Below are 23,384 nucleotides of genomic sequence, written 5' to 3' on the forward strand. Positions count from 1 at the left end.
TGTGTTGCCCGTTTCGCACTGTTCACCATTGGTCGCCACTGTCAGATCTGACAGTAGCAAGTCAGCGCCGGGCTACGGTTCCATGACAATTGGCCCAACCTGTCGAGGCGCAACATGACTCTGCTCGAATCCGTTACCCACGTGTGTACGCGCCTGGCGCCTGGCGGCTGGCATTCACTGATGCTCGCCCACGGCCTGGACTTGCTGGCTGAACCGCTGGCGGCGGAACTGCACAAGCCCCTGAAAATCGACCGGTCAATACCCGGATTTACTGATTTCGCAACGACCGGCAGGCGGGCGATCGAGGCAGGCGCACCGGCGCACAGCCTGCTGTATCACGCGCTGGCCTCGCCAAACGTGCTCAGCGATGAAAACGGCCAGACATTACAGCTGTTCCCCACTGCCGCCGAGATCGAGACCGTGCTCGACTATGTCTACAGCGTCAGTCCGCCCACGCTCGACAGCCTGCGCCACAAAGCCCGGGGCGCGCCGTTGGCGGTGGTCGCGTTTGCCAGTGAATATCGCTGCGCCGCCGACACCGTGCATGGCCGGCATGCCGACCTGTGCTTCTCGCGTACCGGAATCGCCCGCGTCGGCACCGCCCCCCCGTGTTATGACGCAACGCTGCGCAGTTTCCTGCCCTTCGTCGACGATGATCCGCACGGCATCCGGGTGATGCCAGTGCGCTACAGCGCCTACATTGCCGTGCAACTCAAGGGCGATGCCGAGCGCTTCGGGCCGATGGATTTTCAGATGGACCTCGACCCCGGACTGGATTTCTGGGTGCCCGTGCACAAGCTGTTCAATGGTTCGCAGTGCCTGGAGGGTCTGAACCTGACGGTGACGCTGGGCAACCACCAGATCAACGAAAAACTGCGGCATGTCCATTTGCGCCACAGCGGCACCGGTTGGCAGGAACCGCAGATCAGCCAGCCACCCTTCGTCGTCACGGAAAATCTTGCGCATTGGGCCTCGACTGTAGATCTCGGCCCCGGTCTGCTGGTGCCTGAAGCCAGAGCCCGGCTGGTGGCGCCCGTCGAATATCAGGGGCAGCCCTTGTCCTTTATGCTGCCGGCCAATACCGGCGGCATGGTGCATGGACGTCACCGGGTCGAAGCGGATGGCAGCATCGAAGACCTGAACGAGTATGAAGGTGTCGAGGCGTTGGTGCGTCAGGGCGGTTATCGCGCCTTGCATTATCAGGACGGCACTGCCGATGGCTGGGTGTTGCCACGCTGCCCGATGCTGGAAAACCATTTGCCGGCCGTCGCGGCCTATTCGCTGATCGGCCCCCCGGACTTCTATCCGTTATGCAGTCAACGCAAGCTGTTGCACTGGGTCAGCGACGAACCAGCGTTACCAAGTGCCGGTCTCTGGCACGCCCGACTTGAAGCGCTCTCCAACGTACGCTACTGCGCCAACCTCGATCTGCAGGATCAACTGTTCTCCCCGACTGACCGAGGGGTGAGCGCCATCGTTGCCCTCGCCGATCAAACCGACACGGTGCAATCCACTGCCCCGCTACCACCGTCATCGCGGCCGACCTCACTGCCCGACGGCGCCGCCGGGGTGTTCGGGCCTGGCTGGGAGGTCGGCTGGGTTCGCCAGCGCACGGCAGACGACGAGTGGATCAACGTCCTCGCCGGCTATCAGATGGCCAGCCCGTTTCCCGAGGATGCGAAGATCTGCGCAGCGCTAGGTTCTTTCTGGCCCGGCGTGGCACCGGATTCGGCACGGGTATTTGAGCCGCGCTCGACGCTGCACAGCATCATTCCCCTGACCGATGAAGAAATCGGCATGGGCGGCCTGGCCTGGGATAATCAGCGCGGCCCTCAACTCATCACTCAAGACGATCGGCTGATCGTCCAGTACCACGCGTACGCCCATGCCGATTACACACAGGTGGCCCTCGATGGCCAGTTCTCCCTGAGCACGACCGGCCACACGGCGCAAACCGTGTATCAGCAGCGCGTGCGCTCGATGTATCGCGTGTACCGTGCGCTCGGCGCCGCCAGCGATAAACCCCTGCGCAATGCCTGGCCACTGTTGTCGTTCGTTGACGTGCAGCGGCCGAACGCGGAACTGGACAGCGCGCAGGCGCAAGCCGGGCAACTCCTCGACGGCTGGGTGCAGCGCTTTTTGCTGTACAAGCGCGGCGCCGTGCAGATCCCTGCAAGTGATTTCAGGTTGCGCCACGTCGAAGTCGAAGAGCTGGTGATCTTGATGCTCAGCGCCGATGCAATCCTGATCAAACGCGACACCCTGCCATGGCGGGTCGCCCATGAAACATTTTGATGTTGTGGTCGTCGGCGCCGGCCCTGCGGGCTGCGCAACGGCAATCAGTTGCGCCCGTCACGGGCTGCGCGTGGCCTTGATCGAACGGCAGGCGTTCCCCCGGTTTCGCCCCGGCGAAAGCCTGCATCCGGGCATCGAACCGCTGCTACGACAACTGGGGGTCGCCGAGCAGCTATGTGGCCGCGCGGCACGGCGCTTTGACGGCCACTGGGTGCACTGGAACGGTGTGCCGCGCTTCAATGCCTTTGGCGCCGATGATCGCGGCGCCTGGCAGGGCTTTCATTTGGAGCAGGCGCAACTGGACGCGACGTTACTGGCGCAAGCGGCGACGTTGGGGGTGGAGATCAGTCAGCCCTGCCGGGCACGGCGAGTGCTGACTCAGGCCAGTCGGGTGATCGGCGTGGAGACCGACAGCGCACGCCTTTACGCGACCTGCCTGATCGATGCCAGTGGCGCTTGCGACTGGCTCGCTCGCCAACTCGGTCTGCCGGTTCGCCACTGTTCACCGCCGCTGGTGGCGCGTTACGGCTATTTGCAAGGTCACAGCGCAACCTATGCAACAACCGCGCACTTGCTGGCCGATCCTGACGGATGGACCTGGATCGCCCAGGTTGAGCCGCAGTTGCTGCACTGGACGCACCTGACGTTCGAGAACAACAGGCGATCGACGAGGCTTCCCGAGGCCCTGCAAGCATTGCCAGCCGTAGGGCGGATACGCGGCGCCGATGTAACCTGGCGCATCACCCCGGCCGTCACCGGTGCTGGTTATTTTCTGGTGGGCGATGCTGCCAACCGGCTCGACCCGGCGTCCTCCCACGGCGTGCTCAAAGCGTTGATGAGCGGTATGCAAGCCGCGCAAGCCGTAACGGATGGTCTGCGCCAACCGGCCTTGCAAACAGCGGCGCAGGCGCAATATCGCCAATGGCTGAACGCTGGATTCGCACGCGATGTGGCGCACCTGCGCGACTTCTATCGTCTGCATCCCTGCCCGCCGTCGTGGCTGCCTGCGGCATGACTTACAGGACGCTGGCGAGCACGCCCTCTTGGTGAAACTGCCGCAACAACGCCGATCCGCTGTCTATGAACGTTTCGGTGTCGGCCACCCCTGCTTCTACTGCCAGATCTTGCAATTGCTGGCGGCCATCAAGGTCAGGAAACGCTTCAATGCGCTGTAACAGGCGCCAGGCCAGCGGGCTCAGCTCGGAAAACTGCACATTCCAGTCTGCCGTGCGCCGCACCAGCAACAGGGTCGGATGCGCCGGCGGTGTGGCGGGCTGATGGTTCGGATCAAGTGCATGCACCGGCCACACATACGCCAATGGCCAGGCCAGTGCCGAGATCTGCAGCGGACGCTCCAGCAACAGCGCCGGATCGCTTGGCGGCAGCGCCTGAGCATCGGACTGCTGCAAGATCATCTCGACCCATTCGTAATGCGCCAGCTCCAGCAGAAACGCCGGCCACTCGCCATCGCGCAACACCTGCGGTGGCGACGCGAGATAGTCGAGAAACGTTTCGGCAATCTCTCCAAACTTTGGGGTCTGCGCCCGCCACTCGCGCAAAAAGCCTCGTACCAGCAGGCCCCAGCGTTGTTCCCCGATGATCCGGATCAACACCGGAAACGTGCCGCTCAACAATTGCGAAACGTTGTTGAACACCAGATCGCGATAAACGTTGACCCGCGCCACGTTCATGTCGGCCGGTGGCGATTGATGTTCAGGATCGCGCAAATACCGGGTCAGCGCCTGTTGTTGCAGTATCAGGTTATCCATGAGGGCGACCTCCGGCTTGCAGTTGGCGAATGGTATGCAACTCAGCGACCAGTTCGGAAAATGCCGGGAAATTGAAATCCCGCTCAAGCAGCGTTGGCTGCGCGCCAAACCGCCTGTAAGCCTCCGCCAGCAGAGACCACACGACCGGTTTGACTGAGGCACCATGGGTGTCGATTTTCAGCGTATCGGACTCATCGAAATGACCCGCCACATGCATCCCGACCACCCGGTCCGGCTCGATACCGGCGAGGAAGGTTTGCGGATCGAAGCCGTGGTTGATCGCGTTGACATAGACATTGTTGACGTCCAGCAGCAGGTCGCAATCGGCCTCGCGCAGTACGGCATTGGTGAAGCTCACCTCGTCCATGTCCTGGCGCGGGGCGGCATAGTAGGAGACGTTTTCCACGGCCAGGCGCCGGCCGAGAATGTCCTGAGCCTGACTGATCCGCGCGGCAACGTGCTGCACCGCTTCTTCGGTGAACGGCAACGGCAGCAAGTCATACAGATGCCCGTCATCGCTGCAGTAACTCAGGTGCTCGCTGTACAGCGGCACGTTGTAATGGTCGAGAAACACCCGGACCTCCTGCAAGAATCCGACATCCAGCGGCGCCGACCCGCCCAGCGACAGCGACAAGCCGTGACAGGACAACGGATAGCGCTCGGCCAGTTCACGTAACGCCGCACCGTGCGCGCCGCCTACTCCGATCCAGTTTTCCGGGGCGACTTCGAGAAAGTCGAAGGCGCCGCCACGGGCAGCCTGCAGGTCTTTCAGCAGACCACGGCGCAGGCCGAGGCCAACACTGGGTGGCATTGATGAGGGCGGCGTATGCATGGGATGTACCTCAGCAGTGGGTTTGCCACATTTGAGCCGCCGGATGTATTGCGGTTGTGTGCAGATGACCGGGCATTTGCAGCCCTGTGTGTCTCACCATCACGGCGATACACAGTGATACAGATTCTCTGCCGATCAATATTGTGGGAGCGAGCCTGCTCGCGAAAGCGTCAGCACTGCCAATACCAGAATTGCCTGAAATGCCGCCTTCGCGAGCAGGCTCGCTTGTACAGGTTTTCGTTGCTCACAAATACAGCGCCGCTCCCGGACCGGGGCTAGACTCCTTTATTACCCAGTCGAGGGGGACGCAGGACGTCAGCCGTGCCCTGCCCAACTCCGTGACCACCGCCCGGTGGCGCACGCCTCGACCCTCGACGCCGCCGGACCGTGATCCTGTTTCAGGAGCACACATGATGGATGAGGCGAAGCTCAACGAATTCATGGGCAAACTGGTCAACGACATGGGCGGCGCGGCGATGCTGGCCAATGTCATCGTCGGCGAAGAGCTCGGGCTGTACCGGGCAATGGCCGACAGTCAGGCGATCAGTGCCGATGCCCTCGCCGCCAAAACTACCTGCAACCCGCGTCTGGTTCGTGAATGGCTCAGCGCCCACCTGGCGTCCGGCTACATGGAACACCACGACGGCCAGTTCCGTTTACCCGAAGAGCAAGCGCTGGCCCTGGCCGTCGAAGACTCGCCGGTCTACGTCGCTGGCGGCCTCGGGGTGGTGGCGTCGTTTTTTCACGACAAGGACAAGCTGGTCAAAGCCATGCGCGGCAACGGCGCTTTGTCCTGGGGCGATCACCACCCGTGTATGTTCACCGGTACCGAGCGGTTCTTCCGGCCCGGCTACAAAGGTCACCTGATTGCCGAATGGCTGCCGGCACTGGACGGCGTGGTGGCCAAGCTTGAGCAAGGCGCGAACGTCGCCGATATCGGCTGCGGTCACGGCGCCTCGACCGTGATCATGGCCCAGGCGTTTCCCAACTCGCGTTTCGTCGGCTATGACTATCACGCGCCCTCGATCACCGTCGCCACCCAGCGCGCCGAGGAAGGTGGCGTCAGCAGCCGGGCGAAGTTCTTTCAGGGTTCGGCGAAAAGCTACCCCGGCGACGACTACGACCTGATCTGCTATTTCGACTGCCTGCACGACATGGGCGATCCGGTCGGTGCCGCCCGTCACGCCTATAACTCGCTGAAAGACGATGGCACGGTGTTGCTGGTCGAGCCGTTCGCCAACGACACACTGGACGACAACATCACCCCGGTTGGACGGCTGTTCTACGCAGCCTCGACGTTTATCTGCACCCCCAACTCGCTGTCGCAGGAAGTCGGCCTGGGCCTGGGGGCGCAGGCCGGGGAAGTGCGTCTGCGCAAAGTATTCGCCGAGGCCGGTTTCAAGCAGTTCCGCCGGGCCACGCAAACGCCGTTCAACCTGATTCTGGAGGCACGTAAATAATCCGCTTTTAAAACTGTGGCGTGGGAGCTTGCGCCCTCGCCACCAAGGTTGGTGCTAACCTGCGCGCACTGCCCACTTCGGAGCGCTGACCATGCTCGACAACCCGACCCGCGAACACCTCGATACGCTGCAAGAGGTGATGGCTGATGGCGATTTCCTCGTGCTGACCGGAGCCGGCATCAGCACGCCGTCGGGCATTCCGGATTACCGCGACAGCGACGGTGTGCGCCGTGGCCGGCAGCCGATGATGTACCAGGAGTTCCTCGCCGCCCCCGAGTCGCGCCGCCGCTACTGGGCGCGGGCCATGCTGGGTTGGCCGAGGGTGCGTCAGGCGCAGCCAAATGCCGCGCACCAAGCGTTGGCCGGATTGCAGCGCCATGGGCTGATCCACGCCTTGATCACCCAGAACGTCGATACCCTGCACGATCAAGCCGGCAGTCACGATGTGATCGAACTGCACGGCAGCCTGCATCGCGTCCTCTGCCTGGACTGCGGCCAGCGCAGTGAGCGCGATTCGATTCAACAATTAATGGAAATGCACAACCCGTATCTGGCCGGGGTCGATGCAGTCCAGGCGCCGGATGGCGACACCCTGCTCGACCCGGCCTTCGAAGCGCGCTTTCAGGTGCCGCGCTGCCCGCATTGCGCTGGCGAGCGGATGAAACCGGACGTGGTGTTTTTCGGCGAGAACGTCGCGCAGCCCACGGCGGCAAGGGCGATGGCGGCGGCAGAGAATGCAGCGGGGATGTTGGTGGTGGGGTCTTCGTTGATGGCGTACTCGGCGTTTCGCCTGTGCCGGGTGATTGCCGATCGTGGCAAGCCGTTGATTGCGATCAATCTGGGCAAGACCCGCGCGGATGACTTGCTGGATTTGAAGATTGAAGCGTCGTGTGAACAGCTTTTGCCGTTGTTGGTTGAAGTGCTGGATCGGTGAGTTGCTGCACTTTGTGCTCGACTCCGGACCCAAGCCCCTCACCCTAGCCCTCTCCCAAGGGAGAGGGAACTGACCGAGTTGTCAGGACTTAATACTGCGACCTGAAAATTTCGAGCCGAACCCATCTTTTGAAATGCCCCCGATCAGCTCCCTTCCCCCTCGCCCCCTCTGGGGGAGAGGGTTGGGGTGAGAGGGTAGATCTCACAGTCGCCCCAGATCTTCGGCCTTGAGAATATCGAACAACGCCTGCGCCGCCGCCGACAGTTCATTGCCCGGCTCAGTCAGCACGCCGATAGCCCGCTCCACCGAGTCATCCAGGGTCAGGCAGTGGGCGCCGAGTTCCTGCATCTGCTCGGCGCACAACGCCGGCACGGCACTGACGCCCAGACCACTGGCGACCATCCGCCCGACCGTGGCCAGTTGATGGCTTTCAAATTCCACCGGCAACTTCATGCCTCGCGCCTGCAGGTGCTCTTCGAGCATCACTCGCACCGTCGAAGGCCGCTGCAAGGTGATGAACGGCTCCTGCAATAACGTCTGCCAATCGATCTCGCCGCGCTGCGCCAGTGGCGAATCCTTCGACACCACCGCGACGAAGCGATCCACGTACAACGGCGTAAACGTCATCGAAGTGTTTTGCATCGGCTCGAACGCCACGCCCAGTTCCACCTGACGGTCACGGACCATTTCCAGCACTTGCTCATTGATCACGTCATTGACCGTGACGTTGACGTTCGGGTAGCGCGCACGAAACGTCTTGAGGATCGGCGGCAGCAGGTTGCCGGCAAACGACGGCATCGCCGCCAGCGTCACCCGCCCGCGCTGCAAGCTGAAGCGTTGGCGCATTTCGTCTTCGGCGTTATCCCAGTCGGCGATCAGCCGCCGCGCCAGCGGCAGCAAGGATTCACCTTCCGCAGTCAGCGCGACATTGCGTGTGTTACGGCTGAACAGGCGACCGCCCAGGCCCTCTTCCAGCGCTTTGATGGTCAGGCTCAAGGCTGATTGCGACAGGTGCAGACGCTCGCAGGCCACGGCGAAGCTCAGGCTCTGTGCCACAGCGAGGAAGGCGCGGATCTGTTTGATGGTCATACTCGCTTCGCTCCAGTTGTAAGCTACAAGCGTTAAGCGGCGAGCCATGATGATCGTTCCCACGCTCCTGCGTGGGAACGCAGCCCGTGACGCTCCGCGTCACTGGACGCGGAGCGTCCCTAGAGGCATTACCACGCGGAGCGTGGGAACGATCAAAGCAGCACGCCATAACGCGATTATTGAGTTTTATCTATTAATCAACCTTAAAAATCAACTTAACAAATATATCCTCCAGCGAGACACTCCAACCATTCGGCTAGCCAGCCGCCCGCAAATAATAAAAGAGGTGCATATGGCAGGTTTCGACAAGCGCGTGAGTTCCTACGAGGAAGCCCTGGCCGGGCTTGAGGACGGCATGACCGTTATCGCCGGCGGCTTCGGTCTGTGCGGCATTCCGGAAAACCTGATCGCCGAGATCAAACGCAAAGGCACCCGCGACCTCACCGTCGTTTCCAACAACTGCGGCGTCGACGGTTTTGGCCTCGGTGTGCTGCTCACCGATCGTCAGATCAGCAAAGTCATCGCCTCCTACGTCGGCGAAAACAAGCTGTTCGAAGAACAACTGCTCAAAGGCGACATCGAAGTCATCCTGACCCCGCAAGGCACCCTCGCCGAGAAGATGCGCGCAGGCGGCGCCGGCATTCCGGCCTTCTTCACCGCCACCGGCGTCGGCACCCCGGTCGCCGAAGGCAAGGAAGTACGCGAATTCAAAGGTCGTAAGTACCTGATGGAAGAATCCATCACCGGCGACTTCGCCATTGTCAAAGGCTGGAAAGCCGACCATTTCGGTAACGTCATCTACCGTCACACCGCGCAGAACTTCAACCCGCTGGCGGCTACCGCCGGCAAGATCACCGTGGTTGAAGTCGAAGAAATCGTCGAACCCGGCGAACTCGACCCCTCGCAGATCCACACCCCGGGCATCTACGTCGATCGGGTCATTTGCGGCACGTTCGAAAAACGCATCGAACAGCGCACCATCCGCAAATAATTCAGGCTGACGGAGAATAAAACCATGGCACTTACCCGCGAACAAATGGCTCAGCGCGTCGCCCGCGAAATGCAGGACGGCTTTTATGTGAACCTCGGCATCGGCATTCCGACCCTGGTCGCCAACTACATTCCCGAAGGCATGGAAGTCATGCTGCAATCGGAAAACGGCCTGCTCGGCATGGGTCCGTTCCCGACCGAAGACACTATCGATGCCGACATGATCAACGCCGGCAAACAAACGGTGACTGCCCGTATCGGCGCGTCGATCTTCAACTCCGCCGAATCGTTCGCGATGATCCGTGGCGGTCATGTCGACCTGACCGTGCTCGGCGCGTTCGAAGTGGACGTCGAAGGCAACATCGCCTCGTGGATGATCCCCGGCAAACTGGTCAAGGGCATGGGCGGTGCGATGGATCTGGTGGCCGGCGCCGACAATATCATCGTGATCATGACCCACGCCTCCAAGGATGGTGAGTCGAAACTGCTATCCAAGTGCAGCCTGCCGCTGACCGGCGCCGGGTGCATCAAGCGCGTGTTGACCGACCTCGCCTATCTGGAAATCGAAAATGGCGCTTTTGTCCTCAAGGAACGCGCACCTGGCGTCAGCGTCGAGGAAATCGTCGCCAAAACCGCTGGTAAACTGATCGTCCCGGATCACGTACCGGAAATGCAGTTCGCTGCCCAGTGAGGAATTCGAAAATGCAAGACGTCGTAATTGTTGCCGCCACGCGCACCGCGATCGGCAGTTTCCAGGGCTCCCTGGCCAGCGTGTCCGCGGTTGATCTGGGCGCGGCGGTGATCCGCCAGTTGCTCGAACAAACCGGTCTGGACGGTGCGCAGGTCGATGAAGTGATCATGGGCCAGGTGCTGACCGCCGGCGCCGGCCAGAACCCGGCGCGTCAGGCCGCGATCAAGGCCGGCTTGCCCCATGCCGTGCCAGCAATGACCCTGAACAAGGTTTGCGGTTCGGGCCTCAAAGCCCTGCATCTGGGTGCGCAAGCGATCCGTTGCGGCGACGCTGACGTGATCATCGCCGGCGGCCAGGAAAACATGAGCCTGTCCAACTACGTCATGCCGGGCGCACGCACCGGTCTGCGTATGGGCCATGCGCAAATCGTCGACACCATGATCAGCGATGGCCTGTGGGATGCGTTCAACGATTACCACATGGGCATCACTGCCGAGAACCTCGTCGACAAATACGAGATCAGCCGCGAACAGCAGGACGCCTTCGCCGCAGCCTCGCAGCAGAAAGCCGCCGCCGCGATTGAGGCCGGTCGTTTTGTCGATGAGATCACGCCGATCCTGATCCCGCAGCGCAAAGGCGATCCGGTTGCTTTCAAGGTTGATGAACAGCCGCGTGGCGACACCACTGCCGAATCCCTGGCGAAACTGCGCCCGGCATTTAAAAAGGACGGCAGCGTCACGGCCGGCAACGCTTCGTCGCTGAATGACGGCGCCGCTGCGGTCATCCTGATGAGCGCCGAGAAAGCCAAAGCCCTCGGTCTGCCGGTTCTGGCGAAAATCGCTGCCTACGCCAACGCAGGTGTTGATCCTGCAATCATGGGCATCGGCCCGGTTTCGGCCACCCGCCGCTGCCTCGACAAGGCCGGCTGGAACATCGGCCAGCTCGATCTCATTGAGGCCAACGAAGCCTTCGCTGCGCAATCGCTGGCGGTGGCCAAGGATCTGCAATGGGATCTGGACAAGGTCAACGTCAACGGCGGCGCCATCGCGTTGGGCCATCCGATCGGTGCATCGGGTTGCCGCGTGCTGGTGACCCTGCTGCATGAAATGATCAAGCGTGATGCGAAAAAGGGTCTGGCGACCCTGTGCATCGGTGGCGGTCAGGGTGTGGCGCTGGCGCTGGAACGCGCATAACCAGAGTTCAACAGTGAATGGCGGATCCACGACATCCGCCGCTTGCTGGCAACAAAAACCCGGTGCGACTTGCGTTGCACCGGGTGTTTTTTTGCCTGTTGGAAATGTGCGTTGAGTGTTCCGGCGCCTTCGCGAGCAGGCTCGCTCCCACAGGGAATGCATTTCAAAATGTGGGAGCGACGGTGCGACGATTCGACCTGCTCGCGAAGAGGCCCGCCCGGCCAGCGAAAATCTAAGGCTTGCGCAACAAATACGTATCCATGATCCACCCATGCTCGGCCCGCGCCGCCTTGCGCACCCGCTCGATCTCATCCGCAACATCCGCCAGCCTGCCGCTGATCAAAATCTCGTCCGGTGTGCCCAAGTAGGCGCCCCAGTAAATCTCGGTATCCTGATCGGCCACCCGGTGATACGAATCTTCAGCATCGAGCATCACCACCAGACTGTCCGCATCACTCACCTGCCCTGCCGCCAAACGCCGCCCGGTGGTGATTTCGATGGAACGACCGATGGTGTTCAACGGCACCTTGTGCTGCGCCGCCAACGCCTGAACGCTGGTGATCCCGGGGATCACCTCAAACTCGAAGGCACACGCGCCCGAGGCCAGAATCGTCTGGAGGATACGCACGGTGCTGTCGTACAGCGCCGGGTCACCCCACACCAGGAACCCGCCACACTGACCGTCAGACAATTGGTCATTGATCAGGCGTTCGAAGGTCTGCTGCTTGGCGCGGTTCAGCTCATCGACACTGGCGGCGTAGTCGACACCGCCGCGTTCGCGCTCCGGACTGTGGGCCTCGACGAAGCGGTAGTCAGGATTGTCGATATAGCGCTCACAAATCTCGCGACGCAGGTCGATCAGCTTGTCCTTGCTCTGGCCTTTGTCCATCAGAAAGAACACGTCGACCCGATTCAACGCCTTCACCGCCTGCATCGTGATGTAGTCGGGATTGCCGGCACCGATGCCGATCACCAGCAGTTGTTTCATCACAAAGCTCCTTTAAGACACAGGCGCCAGCGCCCGGTGAAGCGCAGTTCGAGCAGCGACAACGGTTCGACATCGATGTCATGCAACGCCGAACCGCGCAGCACGTGGATCAGTGCAGCGCGGATGACAAACGGATGCGTCACGGCCACGACATGTCCCGACGTGCCTTGCAGGTTAGCTAGCCAAGTCGCCACGCGCTGGCACAACTGCGCCACTGACTCACCGTCATGCGGAGTGGCGTGGGGATCTTCCAGCCAGGCGTGCAGCGCGGCGTCTTCCGAGGCTTGCAGGGCTTTGATCGACTGGCCATGCCAGCGTCCCCAGTCACAATCGCGCAGCGCCTCATCAATCTGCGCATCCGAGCCAAACCATGCCGCTGTCTGGCGCGTGCGCAACTCCGGCGCGCAAATCAAGCGTCGCGCGGCGTCGAAACGCTCGGCCAATTCGCCCGGTGTCAGCGGGCTATTTTCAACAGGTTCATTCGTAGGAAAACACGCCAATTTCTGTGCGACGGTTCGCGCATGGCAAATCAATGTCAAACGAGTGGTCTGCACAGGGATCGCTCCGGTGGGCCTTCATGAAAATCAGCGGCGCAAAGCCGTTGTGTCGGCAATTGTGCCGTAAACCGAGGGTTGCAGGGTTGTTGGATCGCCCCGGCATGTGCGGACAAAAGCAAAAATACGGCAATCTCTGACACTAACGTGGGCGATGGACTACAAGCCCTGTCGAAGTCCGTGTGGCCCTTGTTACACAGGCGTCTCGCCCCATTTTGGGGCCTTTTCAACACGCGGAAAAATTCACTAGACATGTAACGCCAGTTACATAAATACTGTTTTAACGGATTATGAAGCGAATTCGACACCCCCCCATCCAGCAGGAGCCCGGATGCCCCCTCTCAGAGACCTGATCACCGATCCCGGCCTGGATCTTACGCCGTCGGAGCGCAAAGTCGTTCGCGCCTTGCTTGATCAGTACCCACGCAACGGTCTGGGGCCGATGGCGCGTCTGGCCGAACATGCCGGCGTCAGCGATCCGACCATTGTGCGGCTGGTGAAAAAACTCGGTTTCGGTGGTTACGCCGAATTCCAGGATGCCCTGCTCAGTGACATGGATCACCGCCTGCGCTCGCCGCGCACGCTGTTGCAACCGCGCGCCCATCAACACAGGGACGACGCCTGGAGCCACTATCTGGGCGACAGCCATCGCCTGCTGGTCGAAACCCAATCGCTGACCCAACCCGAAGACGTGCGCATTCTCACCGACTGGCTGCTCGATGCCCGGCATCAGGTGTATTGCTTCGGCGGGCGCTTCAGCAGCCTGATGGCCACCTACCTGCTCAATCACCTGCGCTTGCTGCGCCCCGGTTGCTTTGCCCTGGAAGACAACGCGCAACTGCCTGATCGCTTGTTTGATCTGCAACGCCAGGATGTGGTGTTGCTGTTCGACTATCGCCGCTACCAGACCCAGGCCTTGCGAGTCGCCAGCGCGGCAAAAAACAACAACGCGCGCGTGGTGTTGTTCACCGACATCTATGCCTCGCCGCTGCGCGAACTGGCCGACCTGATCATCAGCGCGCCGGTGGAATCGGCTTCGCCGTTCGACACCATGGTGCCAGCGCTGGCTCAGGTCGAAGCACTGATCGCCTGCCTGACCTTGCGCACCGAAAACCTCGCCGATCGCCTGGAAGGCATCGATGCCCTGCGCAATGACTTCAACACCCACCTGCTGGAGGATAAATAAGGATGTTCAGCCTTCCCCACCGCTCGCCGCGAGACTTGCCGTTTGTCACCGATCACACCGCACTGTTGCTGGTGGACATGCAGCGTGCCTGGCTCGAACCGCAGTTCGACGCGCACCTCAACGGGCCTGACGCCGAGTATTTCCTGACCCGTGCACACATGCAGGTGGTGCCCAACCAACGTCGTTTGCTCAGTGCCTTTCGCGAGGCGCGGCAGAACGTGCTGCACACCATTATCGAAAGCCTTACGGCTGATGGCCGTGACCGCTCGCTCGACCACAAACTCTCGGACATGCACCTGCCCAAAGGCAGCGTGCAGGCGCGGATCATTGAAGACCTGAGCCCGGTGGAAAACGAAATCGTCCTGCCAAAGACCTCGTCCGGAGTGTTCAACTCGACCAACATCGATTACGTGCTGCGCAACCTGCAAACCCGTCACTTGATCATCGCTGGCATCGTCACCGATCAGTGCGTCGACATGGCCGTGCGCGACGCCGCCGATCGTGGCTATCTGGTCACCCTGGTGGAAGATGCCTGCGCCACCTACAGCGCCGAACGCCATCACGCCTGCCTGAATGCGATCAAGGGTTACTGCTGGATCACCGACACCGACACCGTGCTCGCCCGCCTGCAGGAGATGCAGCCATGAGCACGCGCCTGACGCCGCTGCCGATGACCACGCTGGTCACCACAGACCTGATCGGCATCACCCGCGGCCGCTCGTTTCCCACTGATGAGCTGGAGCATTATCAAGCCGCCGGCTGCGGCTGGGTGCCGGCCAACAGCGCATTGACGCCGCAGGACATCATTGCTTCGACCAATCCGTGGGGCGCCTATGGCGATCTGCGGTTGATTCCCGATCTGAGCAGCCGCGTCACCGTTGGCAACGGCCCGGACGCTAACGCGCCGGCGCTGGATTTTATCCACGGCGATATTCGCGAAACCGATGGCCGCCCGTGGGGCGCCTGCCCGCGCACGTTGTTGCGTGATGAAATCGAACGTTATCGCGATGAACTGGGCTTGCAGGTCAACGCCGCGTTCGAACATGAATTCAACCTGCACGCCGGTTTTGCCGAGCATCTGGCGTTCTCCCTCGAAGCCCAGCGTCAAGGTGCCGAGTTCGGTGGCTGGCTGCTCAGCGCCCTGCGCGCCGGCGGTGTCGAGCCGGAAATGTTTCTGCCGGAATACGGCAAGCATCAATACGAAATCACCTGCCGTCCGACGCTCGGCGTAGCGGCGGCCGATCGTGCCGTCAACGTGCGCGAGATCACCCGCGAGATCGCCCGGCAAATGGGCCTCGACCTGAGCTTCGCGCCGAAAACTGCGGCGGATGCGGTGTGCAACGGCGTGCATCTACACGTCAGCCTGCTCGATCTGGCCGGCCAGCCAATGCTCTATGACCCCGGTACCAGCAACGGTCTGTCGAGTCTTGGCCAGCATTGGGCGGCGGGGATCCTGCATTACTTGCCGGCCCTCTGTGCCTTCACCGCGCCGACGCCGGTGTCGTACGAGCGCTTGCAGCCGCATCACTGGAGCGCCTCTTACGCTTGTCTGGGTCAACAGAACCGCGAGGCGGCGCTGCGCATCTGCCCGACCGTGAGCCTCGGCGGCAAATCCGTGGCCCAGCAGTTCAACCTTGAGTTCCGCGCCATGGACGCCACCGCCTCGCCGCATCTGGCCATGGCCGCGCTGCTGATCGCCGGACGTCTGGGCATCGAACAGCGTCTGGCGCTGAACGCCATCACTAACGAAATTCCCGATTCACTCAATGACGAGCAACGCAAGGCCCGGGGCATCATCGCCCTGCCCGCCTCGCTGGCCCAGGCGCTGGATTGCCTGCGCAACAGTGGCACCTTCACTGCATGGCTGCCCAAGCCACTGCTCGACACTTACTACGCCCTGAAAACCGAGGAACTGGCGCTGACGGAACAGCTCTCGCCCGCTGACTTGTGTGAGCACTATGCACGCCTGTACTGAATCCGCCGAGCTGGGGTTGTACACCCGACCGGCCTACAACCTGAGCCGCGCCGACTCGACGCACCCTGTGATTCTGGTGTGCGAACACGCCAACCGCTACATCCCCGAGGCCCTGAACAATTTGGGCCTGGACGAGGCTGCCGCCGCTGAACACATCGCCTGGGACATTGGGGCGCTGCAACTCGCCGAACAGTTATCGGAAAGGCTCGGCGCAACCCTGTTGAGCGCCAATTACTCACGCCTGCTGATCGATCTGAACCGGCCCCGCCACGCCCCGGACAGTATTCCGGCGCAGAGCGAAATCTATCAGGTGCCGGGTAACCGCGAGCTGGACGAAGCCACCCGCGAGTACCGCCGCCAGACCTTATTCAAACCGTTTCACACGCGCTTGCAAACGTTGATCGACGAACGTGTGGCACAGGGCCAAGCGGTGCGTGTGGTGGGGATTCACAGTTTCACCCCGGTGTTTTACGGCCAGCCGCGACCGCTGGAGGCCGGCGTGCTGTTCGGTCAGGCCAAGGCCTACGCGCAACGCCTGCTCGACGGCCTCGGCGAGCATCCGCTGAAAGTGGCCGGTAATCAGCCCTACAAGATCGATCCGCTGGGCGACATGACCGTGCCGGTGCACGGCGATGCCCGTGGCCTCGACTCGGTGCTGATCGAGGTGCGCAACGATTTGCTGCGCAGCCCCGAAGCCGTATCGCGCTGGGCCGGATACCTCGCGCCTTTGCTGTAATGAATGAAAGACTGCTGACGCTGTAAACGATGGATCGATAACAACTAAAACGACCGACTGGCTGACAAGGAGTTGCGCTTCATGGAAATTGAAGAATTCGGCTACAAGCAAGAGTTGAAACGTAGCCTGACGCTGACCGACCTGGTGGTATACGGGATGATCTTCATGATCCCCATCGCCCCGTTCGGTGTGTATGGCTACGTCAACGCCGAGGCACCGGGGATGGTGCCGCTGGCGTACATCATCGGCATGGTGGCGATGCTGTTCACCGCGCTGAGTTACGGCAGCATGGCCAAGGCTTTTCCGATTGCCGGTTCGGTCTATTCCTACGCGCAGCGTGGCCTCAATCAGCATGTAGGCTTTATCGCCGGCTGGCTGATGCTGCTCGATTACCTGCTGATCCCGCCGCTGCTTTATGTCTACGCGGCGATGGCCCTCAACCATTTGTACCCGGACATCCCGAAAGTCGGCTTTATTCTGGCGTTCCTGGTCAGCGCGACCTTCGTCAACCTGCGCGGCATCACCTTCACGGCACGGATGAACATCATCTTCCTGCTCGCGCAACTGGTGGTGCTGGGGATTTTCCTGTTCTACGCCTGGAATGCCCTGCACAACGGTGGCGGTAACGGCGAGCTGACCCTGGCGCCGCTGTATCACGCGGAAACCTTCAACTTCGCCCTGCTGATGCAGGCGGTGTCGATTGCGGTGCTGTCGTTCCTTGGCTTCGATGCGATCTCGACACTCGCTGAAGAAATCAAAGGCGATCCGGGCAAGAGCGTCGGCAAAGCCGCGCTGATCACCCTGGTGGTCATGGGCGTGATTTTCGTTGCGCAAACCTGGATTGCCACCGATCTGGCGGCCGGCATGGGTTTCAAATCCGCCGACACCGCGTTCTATGAAATCGCCGAAATCGCCGCCGGCAGTTGGCTGGCGACCCTGACCGCTGTCGCGACGGCATTGGCTTGGGGCGTGGCCGTGGCGATCACTTCGCAAGCCGCAGTCTCGCGTCTGCTGTTCGGCATGGCCCGCGACGGCAAGCTGCCGAAAGTGCTGGCCAAGGTGCATCCGAAACACAACACGCCGTACCTGAGCATTTATCTGGTGGCGGTGCTGTCGCTGGTGATCTGCTACCTGTTCATCAACTCGGTCGACACCCTGACCTCGCTGGTCAACTTCGGCGCGCTCAGCGGCTTCATGCTGCTGCACCTGACAGTGATCAACTACTACTGGCGTCGGCAGAAGTCCGGCCAAGTGGTGCGTCACCTGATCTGCCCGGTCATCGGCTTCATCATCGTCGCGGCCATCATGTACAACATGGGCGTCGATGCGCAGAAGCTCGGCCTGATCTGGATTGCCCTGGGCCTGGTGTATCTGTTCTTCCTGAATAAACTCGGCGCCAGTACCGCGCTGCCTGACCCGAGCAACGGCTGACAAGAAAAAGAGCGGCGTCTGACAACAAATCAGGCGACCGCCGATTTATCGCGTGGACACCGACAGTGATAGTCAGGTTTGGCGACATCGCCGAACCTTTTGATACAGGAGTACATCCATGCTGGTCTTACGCCCAGTCGAACAGACTGACCTGCCCCAGCTACAACAATTGGCCCGCGACAGTCTGGTGGGCGTAACTTCCCTGCCGGACGACAGCGAACGCCTGCGCGAGAAAATCGCCGGCTCCTGCGCCTCGTTTGACAGCGAAGCGGCATCCCAAGGCCCGGAGAACTACTTCTTCGTGCTGGAAGACCTGGACCGCCAACGGCTGGTCGGCTGCTCGGAGATTCTCGCGACGGCGGGCTTCGACGAGCCGTTCTACAGCCTGCGCAACCGCCATTTCACCAGTGCATCCCGCGAACTGAACATTGAACATGGCGTGCCGGCGCTGTCGCTGTGCCATGACCTCAGCGGCCACACATTGCTGCGTGGTTTTCACATCAATGCCGAACTGGTGCGTACGCCGTTCTCCGAATTGTTGTCCCGTGCGCGCCTGTTGTTCATCGCCGCTCACACGCGGCGCTTTGCCGAAGCGGTGATTACTGAACTGGTCGGCTACAGCGACGAGCAAGGTCATTCGCCGTTCTGGGATGCGCTGGGCAAACACTTCTTCGACCTGCCCTACGCGGAAGCTGAACGCCTGTGCGGGCTGCAGAGCCGCACGTTTCTCGCCGAACTGATGCCGCAATACCCGATTTACGTGCCGATGCTGCCGCAAGCGGCGCAGGACTGTATCGGTCGTATTCACCCGGACGGTCAGGAAGCGTTCGACATCCTTGAGCGTGAGGGTTTCGAAACCAACAGCTACATCGACCTGTTCGACGCCGGCCCGACCCTGTATGCGCGCACCAGCAACATTCGTTCGATCGCCCGCAGCCAGACGGCAACAGTTCAGCAAAAACCCCAAATCGATGCCCGCGGTCGTTATCTGCTGAGCAACGACGCGCTGCACGGCTTCCGGTCGATCATGGCCGAACTCGATTACCAGACCGATCAACCGTTGTCCCTCACCCCTGCAATGTGTGCGGCGCTGAACGTAACCGATGGCAGCCCGATCCGGCTGATTGCCCTGTGAAACCCGCCCGGTTGCGCAGTCAACGACAGTGCCCGAACAGGCGCGCAGAAGGAGTTACAGCATGATTGTCCGCCCGGTCAAAGTCAGCGACCTGCCAGCCTTGATGGCGCTGGTGCAACAGGCCGGCCCGGGGTTCACCACCCTGCCGGCCAACGAAGATCGCCTGTCCCACCGGGTCCGTTGGGCGCAACGGGCGTTCGCCGAACAAGTGGAACGAGCCGACGCAGACTATCTGTTTGTGCTCGAAGACGACGACATGCGCGTGGTCGGCGTCAGCGCTCTGGCCGGGGCGGTCGGCCTGCGTGAGCCGTGGTACAACTATCGGGTCGGATTGACGGTGAGTTCGGCGCCGGATCTGGGCATTCAACGGCAGATCCCGACACTGTTTCTCAACAACGAACTCACCGGCCAATCTGAGCTGTGCTCGCTGTTTCTCGGCCATGACCAGCGCCACGGCAGCAATGGCCGCTTGTTGTCACTGGGGCGATTGCTGTTCGTTGCCGAGTTCCCGCACTTGTTCGGCGAGAAGATGATTGCCGAACTGCGCGGCAGTGCCGATGAACACGGTTGTTCGCCGTTCTGGGACAGCCTGGGTCGGCATTTCTTTCAAATGGACTTCAGCCATGCCGACCACTTGTCCGGGCTGGGCAACAAATCGTTCATCGCCGAACTGATGCCGCGCCAGCCGCTGTACACCTGCCTGCTCACCGAACAGGCCCAGGCAGCGATCGGCCAGGCACACCCGAATACCGAACCGGCGCTGAAGATCCTCCAGGCCGAAGGGTTTACCCACAAAGGCTACATCGACATCTTCGACGGCGGCCCGGTGATCGAAGCGCCGGTGCGCAATATCCGCACCGTGCGCGAGAGCGTCGAGCTGGCCCTGAGCCTCGGCAGCCCGGACGAACAGGCGCCACTGTGGCTGATTCACAACCGGCGTCTGGAGAACTGCCGCATCACCGTCGCTCGCGCCCGCCGGGTCGGCAGCAGCCTGGTGATCGACCGCCTCACCGCCAAGCGCCTGCAACTGCAACCGGGCAACTCGGTACGCGCGGTGATGCTGCCCAATCAACAGCAACAGGCGGTGGCGGCCTGACGGTCACCACCGCAAAAAGGTAAATCCTTTCAGCAAAAGGGTCAGCGACAACCTGTCCCTTGCAAATTCGTCATGATCCTTGACCCATTCGCGTGATAGCCTTTTCATTCTTCGGCGTTGACACCTTTGTTCAAGCCTTTCCATTCCTTTGTATTGGTGGAACTCGTATGACCCGGCTTTCCCATCAAGATTTGCGCCGTAACTTCCGTCAACTGCTGGCCTCCGACACCTGCTACCACACCGCGTCGGTGTTCGATCCGATGTCCGCGCGCATCGCTGCTGACCTGGGTTTTGAAGTGGGCATCCTCGGTGGTTCCGTGGCCTCGTTGCAGGTGCTCGGTGCCCCGGACTTTGCCCTGATCACCCTCAGCGAGTTCGCCGAACAGGCCACCCGCATCGGCCGCGTCGCCCAATTACCGGTGATCGCCGACGCCGACCACGGCTACGGCAACGCCCTCAACGTGATGCGCACCATCGTCGAACTGGAACGCGCCGGCGTCGCCGCCCTGACCATCGAAGACACCTTGCTGCCGGCACAATTCGGCCGCAAATCCACCGACCTGATTACCGTTGCCGAAGGCGTCGGCAAGATCCGCGCGGCGCTGGAAGCCCGGGTTGATACGGAAATGGCGATCATCGCCCGTACCAACGCCGGTATTTTGCCGAACCAGGAAATCATCAGCCGCACTCGCCAGTACCAGGCTGCCGGGGCTGACGGCATCTGCATGGTCGGCATTCAGGATTTCGATCAGCTTGAGCAAATCGCCGAACACCTGACCGTACCGCTGATGCTGGTGACCTACGGCAACCCGGCGCTGCGCGACGACAAACGTCTGGCCGAACTCGGTGTACGCGTGACCATTGATGGCCATGGTGCTTACTTTGCGGCGATCAAAGCGACGTATGACAGCTTGCGTGAACAGCGGCAGATCTTTACCCAGGCCTCCGACCTGAGCGCGACCGAGTTGACGCACACCTATACCCAGCCGGAGGAATACATTCTCTGGGCCAAGGAATACATGAGCGTCAAGGAGTGATGGGTTGACCGGGCTGACGCCATCGTTGGCAAGCCAGGCTCCCACAGGTTATGCGGTTCGACATCAATTGATGGTTCAACACCAAACCCTGTGGGAGCTGGCTTGCCAGCGATGAGGCCTGCCGCTACACCGCTAAACCGGCGTCTTGTAAGCCTCTTCCCGCTGCACCGCCCGCGCCTGAATCACATTCAGAATCGCACAGCCCTCGCGCATCAACAGATGCACCGCGCTGGTCACCCGCGTCAGATCACAATCGGAAATGCCTTTGAGGTTGAGGCTGGCAAAGGTGTCGGCCAGATCGCGCACATCCACCGCAACCAGAGCTTCTGTCGGACTTTTCGGTAGTTTTTGTACGCCGTTCGCGACTTCCACTTTTCCCACAAAAGCCCCTCACCCTAGCCCTCTCCCAGAGGGAGAGGGGACTGATTGGGGGATGCTCTGGATCTACGCCGACGTGAGAGACCCGTTGAATGCGAATTTGCATTCAACTTGATCTGCTGGTTGTCACATGGACCACAAACAACACGGTCAGTCCCCTCTCCCTCTGGGAGAGGGTTAGGGTGAGGGGCCGATTTATCTGGCACCCCGCCGACCTCATCACACCGCAAACCACCTCACCGCGGCTTAATGATCGTTCCCACGCTCCGCGTGGGAATGCAGCCCAGGACGCTCTGCGTCCCACACAAAGCCGAACGCGGAGCGTCCGTTGAGGCATTCCCACGCAGAGCGTGGGAACGATCCCCCCTTCACCGCGGCTTGGCCAACTCCATAATCATCCGCGACAACAGATAAATCCGCGGCGCCACGCTCGCCACTTCGGCGTATTCCTCCGGCGTGTGAATATTGCCGCCGACAATCCCGAAACCATCCAGCGTCGGCGTGCCGACCCCGGCCGACAAACTCGCATCCGCCGCGCCACCACTGCCCTCCTCGGTCAGCTTGCGGCCAATCTCGCCGTAAATCCCCTGGGCCATGGCCATCAGGCGATCCGACTCAGGCGTTTGCGGCATCGGTGGCAAGCCGCGTTGTAATGAAGTCTTCACTTCCGTCTCAGCAATCAATTTGTCCTGCGACACCCGTGCCAGATCCTTCTCGATCCGGTCAAACTCCTCCGGCACCGCCGCGCGCACGTCGGCCTTGGCCGTGGCTTGATCGGGAATCACGTTGGTGCGGTCGCCGGCCTTGAGCACGGTGAAGTTGATGGTGGTCTTCTTCGCTTCATCGCCGAGTTTGCCCAGTTGCAGAATCTGGTGCGCCGCTTCCATCGCGGCGTTGCGCCCCAGTTCCGGGGCGACGCCGGCGTGTGCGGCTTTACCCTTGACCTCGACCAGCGCCGTCGCGCTGCCCTTGCGCCACACCACCAGGCCATCAGCCGGGCGTCCCGGCTCAAGGTTGAGGGTCACGTCGTGCTGTTTGGCGGTTTTCTTGATCAGGTCGGTGGCGACGTCCGAACCGGTTTCTTCGCTGGCGTCGAGCAGGAAAGTGATTTGCGCGTAGTCCTTGAAGTCGAGGTTTTTCAGGACTTTCAGCGCATAGATCCCGGCGACGATGCCGCCCTTGTCATCCATCACCCCCGGCCCGTAAGCGCGGCCGTCCTTGATGTGGAACGGCCGCTCGGCTGCCGAACCTTCCTTGAACACCGTGTCCATATGCGCCATCAGGAGGATTTTCGCCTTGCCGGTGCCCTTGAGCGTTGCGAGTACATGGTTGGATTTTTCCGGCGTATTGGGCACCAGTTCGATGGTGGCGCCGAGTTTTTTCAACTCATCGATGGCGATGTCGCTGACTTGCTTGAGGCCCGGTTCATAGCCGGAACCGGAGTCGATATTGACCAGCCGTTCCAGCAATTTCAGCGCTTCTGGCTGGTATTGCTCGGCATCAGCGAGCACTTGTTTGTGCGGTTCGGCAAAGGCGTGGGCAGCGGAGAAAGTGAGAGACAGGCCGAGGCTAGCGGCCAGCAGGGAGCGAGAAAATGAGCACGTCATGAAGCGAT

General features: G+C 61.3%; 22 protein-coding genes. 15 read left to right on the forward strand and 7 right to left on the reverse strand.

Going from position 1 to position 23,384, the window contains the following annotated elements; all coding sequences use genetic code 11:
• Positions 1–114: 114 nt before the first annotated feature.
• Complete coding sequence (locus CKW14_RS03695) at positions 115–2,295, forward strand: hypothetical protein (RefSeq protein ID WP_095124722.1); 2,181 nt, start codon at positions 115–117, stop codon at positions 2,293–2,295.
• A complete protein-coding gene (locus tag CKW14_RS03700; protein WP_095124723.1) occupies positions 2,282–3,310 on the forward strand; it encodes an NAD(P)/FAD-dependent oxidoreductase in 1,029 nt (342 codons plus the stop codon). Before CKW14_RS03695 ends, CKW14_RS03700 begins: the two co-directional genes overlap by 14 nt.
• Before the next feature lies 1 nt (position 3,311).
• Here CKW14_RS03700 and CKW14_RS03705 read toward each other — a convergent pair whose 3' ends face one another.
• Together CKW14_RS03705 and CKW14_RS03710 are read right to left on the reverse strand one after the other, a co-directional pair.
• Entirely contained in the window at positions 3,312–4,064 is a 753-nt protein-coding gene (locus tag CKW14_RS03705) for a DUF2063 domain-containing protein (protein ID WP_095124724.1), read from the reverse strand.
• Entirely contained in the window at positions 4,057–4,896 is an 840-nt protein-coding gene (locus tag CKW14_RS03710) for a DUF692 domain-containing protein (RefSeq protein ID WP_095047506.1), read from the reverse strand. Before CKW14_RS03710 ends, CKW14_RS03705 begins: the two co-directional genes overlap by 8 nt.
• Positions 4,897–5,309: 413 nt before the next feature.
• Between CKW14_RS03710 and CKW14_RS03715 the strand changes: the two genes are divergently transcribed.
• Positions 5,310–6,356, forward strand: coding sequence for a class I SAM-dependent methyltransferase (locus CKW14_RS03715; protein WP_095124983.1), 1,047 nt, complete (start codon positions 5,310–5,312; stop codon positions 6,354–6,356).
• A gap of 91 nt (positions 6,357–6,447) precedes the next feature.
• Complete coding sequence (locus CKW14_RS03720) at positions 6,448–7,290, forward strand: NAD-dependent protein deacetylase (protein ID WP_095124725.1); 843 nt, start codon at positions 6,448–6,450, stop codon at positions 7,288–7,290.
• Between the two features lie 201 nt (positions 7,291–7,491).
• Here the strand turns inward: CKW14_RS03720 and CKW14_RS03725 are convergent, their stop codons facing one another.
• The gene (locus CKW14_RS03725; protein WP_095124726.1) at positions 7,492–8,379 is read right to left on the reverse strand and encodes a LysR family transcriptional regulator; all 888 of its coding nucleotides are present in this window, start codon (positions 8,377–8,379) and stop codon (positions 7,492–7,494) included.
• Positions 8,380–8,671: 292 nt separating this feature from the next.
• Here CKW14_RS03725 and CKW14_RS03730 point away from each other — a divergent pair, with 292 nt between their 5' ends.
• Genes CKW14_RS03730 through CKW14_RS03740 form a run of 3 tightly spaced genes read left to right on the forward strand, consistent with a single transcriptional unit; the run spans position 8,672 to position 11,253 of the window.
• Entirely contained in the window at positions 8,672–9,370 is a 699-nt protein-coding gene (locus CKW14_RS03730) for a CoA transferase subunit A (RefSeq protein WP_016983257.1), read from the forward strand.
• A gap of 24 nt (positions 9,371–9,394) precedes the next feature.
• A complete protein-coding gene (locus CKW14_RS03735) occupies positions 9,395–10,060 on the forward strand; it encodes a CoA transferase subunit B (protein WP_093439005.1) in 666 nt (221 codons plus the stop codon).
• Positions 10,061–10,071: 11 nt separating this feature from the next.
• Positions 10,072–11,253, forward strand: coding sequence for an acetyl-CoA C-acetyltransferase (locus tag CKW14_RS03740; RefSeq protein WP_095047509.1), 1,182 nt, complete (start codon positions 10,072–10,074; stop codon positions 11,251–11,253).
• 232 nt (positions 11,254–11,485) lie between these two features.
• On the opposite strand, the gene cobF is transcribed toward CKW14_RS03740, so the two are convergent.
• Both cobF and CKW14_RS03750 read right to left on the reverse strand, forming a co-directional pair.
• Positions 11,486–12,241, reverse strand: coding sequence for a precorrin-6A synthase (deacetylating) (gene cobF / locus CKW14_RS03745; RefSeq protein WP_095124727.1), 756 nt, complete (start codon positions 12,239–12,241; stop codon positions 11,486–11,488).
• Positions 12,241–12,795, reverse strand: a complete 555-nt coding sequence (locus tag CKW14_RS03750) for a histidine phosphatase family protein (protein WP_095124728.1) — start codon at positions 12,793–12,795, stop codon at positions 12,241–12,243. The genes cobF and CKW14_RS03750 overlap by 1 nt, the downstream gene beginning before the upstream one ends.
• A 331-nt stretch (positions 12,796–13,126) precedes the next feature.
• Here CKW14_RS03750 and CKW14_RS03755 point away from each other — a divergent pair, with 331 nt between their 5' ends.
• The 8 genes from CKW14_RS03755 to CKW14_RS03790 all read left to right on the forward strand — a co-directional run bounded on the left by CKW14_RS03755 (position 13,127) and on the right by CKW14_RS03790 (position 21,391).
• A complete protein-coding gene (locus tag CKW14_RS03755) occupies positions 13,127–13,981 on the forward strand; it encodes a MurR/RpiR family transcriptional regulator (protein WP_093439023.1) in 855 nt (284 codons plus the stop codon).
• A 2-nt stretch (positions 13,982–13,983) separates the two neighbouring features.
• Positions 13,984–14,628, forward strand: a complete 645-nt coding sequence (locus CKW14_RS03760) for an isochorismatase family cysteine hydrolase (RefSeq protein WP_095047512.1) — start codon at positions 13,984–13,986, stop codon at positions 14,626–14,628.
• Positions 14,625–15,956, forward strand: coding sequence for a glutamine synthetase (locus tag CKW14_RS03765; RefSeq protein ID WP_095124729.1), 1,332 nt, complete (start codon positions 14,625–14,627; stop codon positions 15,954–15,956). Before CKW14_RS03760 ends, CKW14_RS03765 begins: the two co-directional genes overlap by 4 nt.
• The gene (locus tag CKW14_RS03770; RefSeq protein WP_095124730.1) at positions 15,940–16,692 is read left to right on the forward strand and encodes an N-formylglutamate amidohydrolase; all 753 of its coding nucleotides are present in this window, start codon (positions 15,940–15,942) and stop codon (positions 16,690–16,692) included. Before CKW14_RS03765 ends, CKW14_RS03770 begins: the two co-directional genes overlap by 17 nt.
• An 81-nt stretch (positions 16,693–16,773) precedes the next feature.
• Entirely contained in the window at positions 16,774–18,123 is a 1,350-nt protein-coding gene (locus tag CKW14_RS03775) for an APC family permease (protein ID WP_077572161.1), read from the forward strand.
• Positions 18,124–18,241: 118 nt separating this feature from the next.
• Complete coding sequence (locus CKW14_RS03780; protein ID WP_095047515.1) at positions 18,242–19,258, forward strand: arginine N-succinyltransferase; 1,017 nt, start codon at positions 18,242–18,244, stop codon at positions 19,256–19,258.
• 61 nt (positions 19,259–19,319) lie between these two features.
• Positions 19,320–20,354 carry an arginine N-succinyltransferase gene (gene astA, locus CKW14_RS03785; protein ID WP_095047516.1) on the forward strand — a complete coding sequence of 345 codons (1,035 nt, stop codon included), beginning with the start codon at positions 19,320–19,322 and terminating at the stop codon, positions 20,352–20,354.
• A 167-nt stretch (positions 20,355–20,521) separates the two neighbouring features.
• Positions 20,522–21,391 (forward strand): oxaloacetate decarboxylase, encoded by an 870-nt coding sequence (locus CKW14_RS03790; protein ID WP_007919546.1) that lies wholly within the window; start codon positions 20,522–20,524, stop codon positions 21,389–21,391.
• A 132-nt stretch (positions 21,392–21,523) separates the two neighbouring features.
• Here CKW14_RS03790 and CKW14_RS03795 read toward each other — a convergent pair whose 3' ends face one another.
• On the reverse strand, positions 21,524–21,712 hold the full coding sequence (locus CKW14_RS03795; protein ID WP_256587185.1) for a hypothetical protein: 189 nt from the start codon (positions 21,710–21,712) through the stop codon (positions 21,524–21,526).
• A 425-nt stretch (positions 21,713–22,137) separates the two neighbouring features.
• The gene (locus tag CKW14_RS03800) at positions 22,138–23,376 is read right to left on the reverse strand and encodes a M20/M25/M40 family metallo-hydrolase (RefSeq protein ID WP_095124732.1); all 1,239 of its coding nucleotides are present in this window, start codon (positions 23,374–23,376) and stop codon (positions 22,138–22,140) included.
• Positions 23,377–23,384 lie beyond the last annotated feature (8 nt).

Origin of the sequence: Pseudomonas sp. Irchel s3a12, assembly GCF_900187485.1 — a bacterium.
In the GTDB taxonomy this organism is placed as follows: Bacteria; Pseudomonadota; Gammaproteobacteria; order Pseudomonadales; family Pseudomonadaceae; genus Aquipseudomonas; species Aquipseudomonas neuropathica.

What these genes read in the sequence shown, in the direction of transcription:
- astA (WP_095047516.1), top strand. Translation starts at nt 19,320, where the DNA reads ATGATTGTCCGCCCGGTCAAAGTCAGCGACCTGCCAGCCTTGATGGCG.
- CKW14_RS03725 (WP_095124726.1), bottom strand. Translation starts at nt 8,379, where the DNA reads ATGACCATCAAACAGATCCGCGCCTTCCTCGCTGTGGCACAGAGCCTG.
- CKW14_RS03720 (WP_095124725.1), top strand. Translation starts at nt 6,448, where the DNA reads ATGCTCGACAACCCGACCCGCGAACACCTCGATACGCTGCAAGAGGTG.
- CKW14_RS03735 (WP_093439005.1), top strand. Translation starts at nt 9,395, where the DNA reads ATGGCACTTACCCGCGAACAAATGGCTCAGCGCGTCGCCCGCGAAATG.
- CKW14_RS03740 (WP_095047509.1), top strand. Translation starts at nt 10,072, where the DNA reads ATGCAAGACGTCGTAATTGTTGCCGCCACGCGCACCGCGATCGGCAGT.
- CKW14_RS03770 (WP_095124730.1), top strand. Translation starts at nt 15,940, where the DNA reads ATGCACGCCTGTACTGAATCCGCCGAGCTGGGGTTGTACACCCGACCG.
- CKW14_RS03760 (WP_095047512.1), top strand. Translation starts at nt 13,984, where the DNA reads ATGTTCAGCCTTCCCCACCGCTCGCCGCGAGACTTGCCGTTTGTCACC.
- CKW14_RS03695 (WP_095124722.1), top strand. Translation starts at nt 115, where the DNA reads ATGACTCTGCTCGAATCCGTTACCCACGTGTGTACGCGCCTGGCGCCT.
- CKW14_RS03790 (WP_007919546.1), top strand. Translation starts at nt 20,522, where the DNA reads ATGACCCGGCTTTCCCATCAAGATTTGCGCCGTAACTTCCGTCAACTG.
- CKW14_RS03765 (WP_095124729.1), top strand. Translation starts at nt 14,625, where the DNA reads ATGAGCACGCGCCTGACGCCGCTGCCGATGACCACGCTGGTCACCACA.
- CKW14_RS03700 (WP_095124723.1), top strand. Translation starts at nt 2,282, where the DNA reads ATGAAACATTTTGATGTTGTGGTCGTCGGCGCCGGCCCTGCGGGCTGC.
- CKW14_RS03715 (WP_095124983.1), top strand. Translation starts at nt 5,310, where the DNA reads ATGGATGAGGCGAAGCTCAACGAATTCATGGGCAAACTGGTCAACGAC.
- CKW14_RS03775 (WP_077572161.1), top strand. Translation starts at nt 16,774, where the DNA reads ATGGAAATTGAAGAATTCGGCTACAAGCAAGAGTTGAAACGTAGCCTG.
- CKW14_RS03710 (WP_095047506.1), bottom strand. Translation starts at nt 4,896, where the DNA reads ATGCATACGCCGCCCTCATCAATGCCACCCAGTGTTGGCCTCGGCCTG.
- CKW14_RS03730 (WP_016983257.1), top strand. Translation starts at nt 8,672, where the DNA reads ATGGCAGGTTTCGACAAGCGCGTGAGTTCCTACGAGGAAGCCCTGGCC.
- cobF (WP_095124727.1), bottom strand. Translation starts at nt 12,241, where the DNA reads ATGAAACAACTGCTGGTGATCGGCATCGGTGCCGGCAATCCCGACTAC.
- CKW14_RS03780 (WP_095047515.1), top strand. Translation starts at nt 18,242, where the DNA reads ATGCTGGTCTTACGCCCAGTCGAACAGACTGACCTGCCCCAGCTACAA.
- CKW14_RS03705 (WP_095124724.1), bottom strand. Translation starts at nt 4,064, where the DNA reads ATGGATAACCTGATACTGCAACAACAGGCGCTGACCCGGTATTTGCGC.
- CKW14_RS03755 (WP_093439023.1), top strand. Translation starts at nt 13,127, where the DNA reads ATGCCCCCTCTCAGAGACCTGATCACCGATCCCGGCCTGGATCTTACG.
- CKW14_RS03800 (WP_095124732.1), bottom strand. Translation starts at nt 23,376, where the DNA reads ATGACGTGCTCATTTTCTCGCTCCCTGCTGGCCGCTAGCCTCGGCCTG.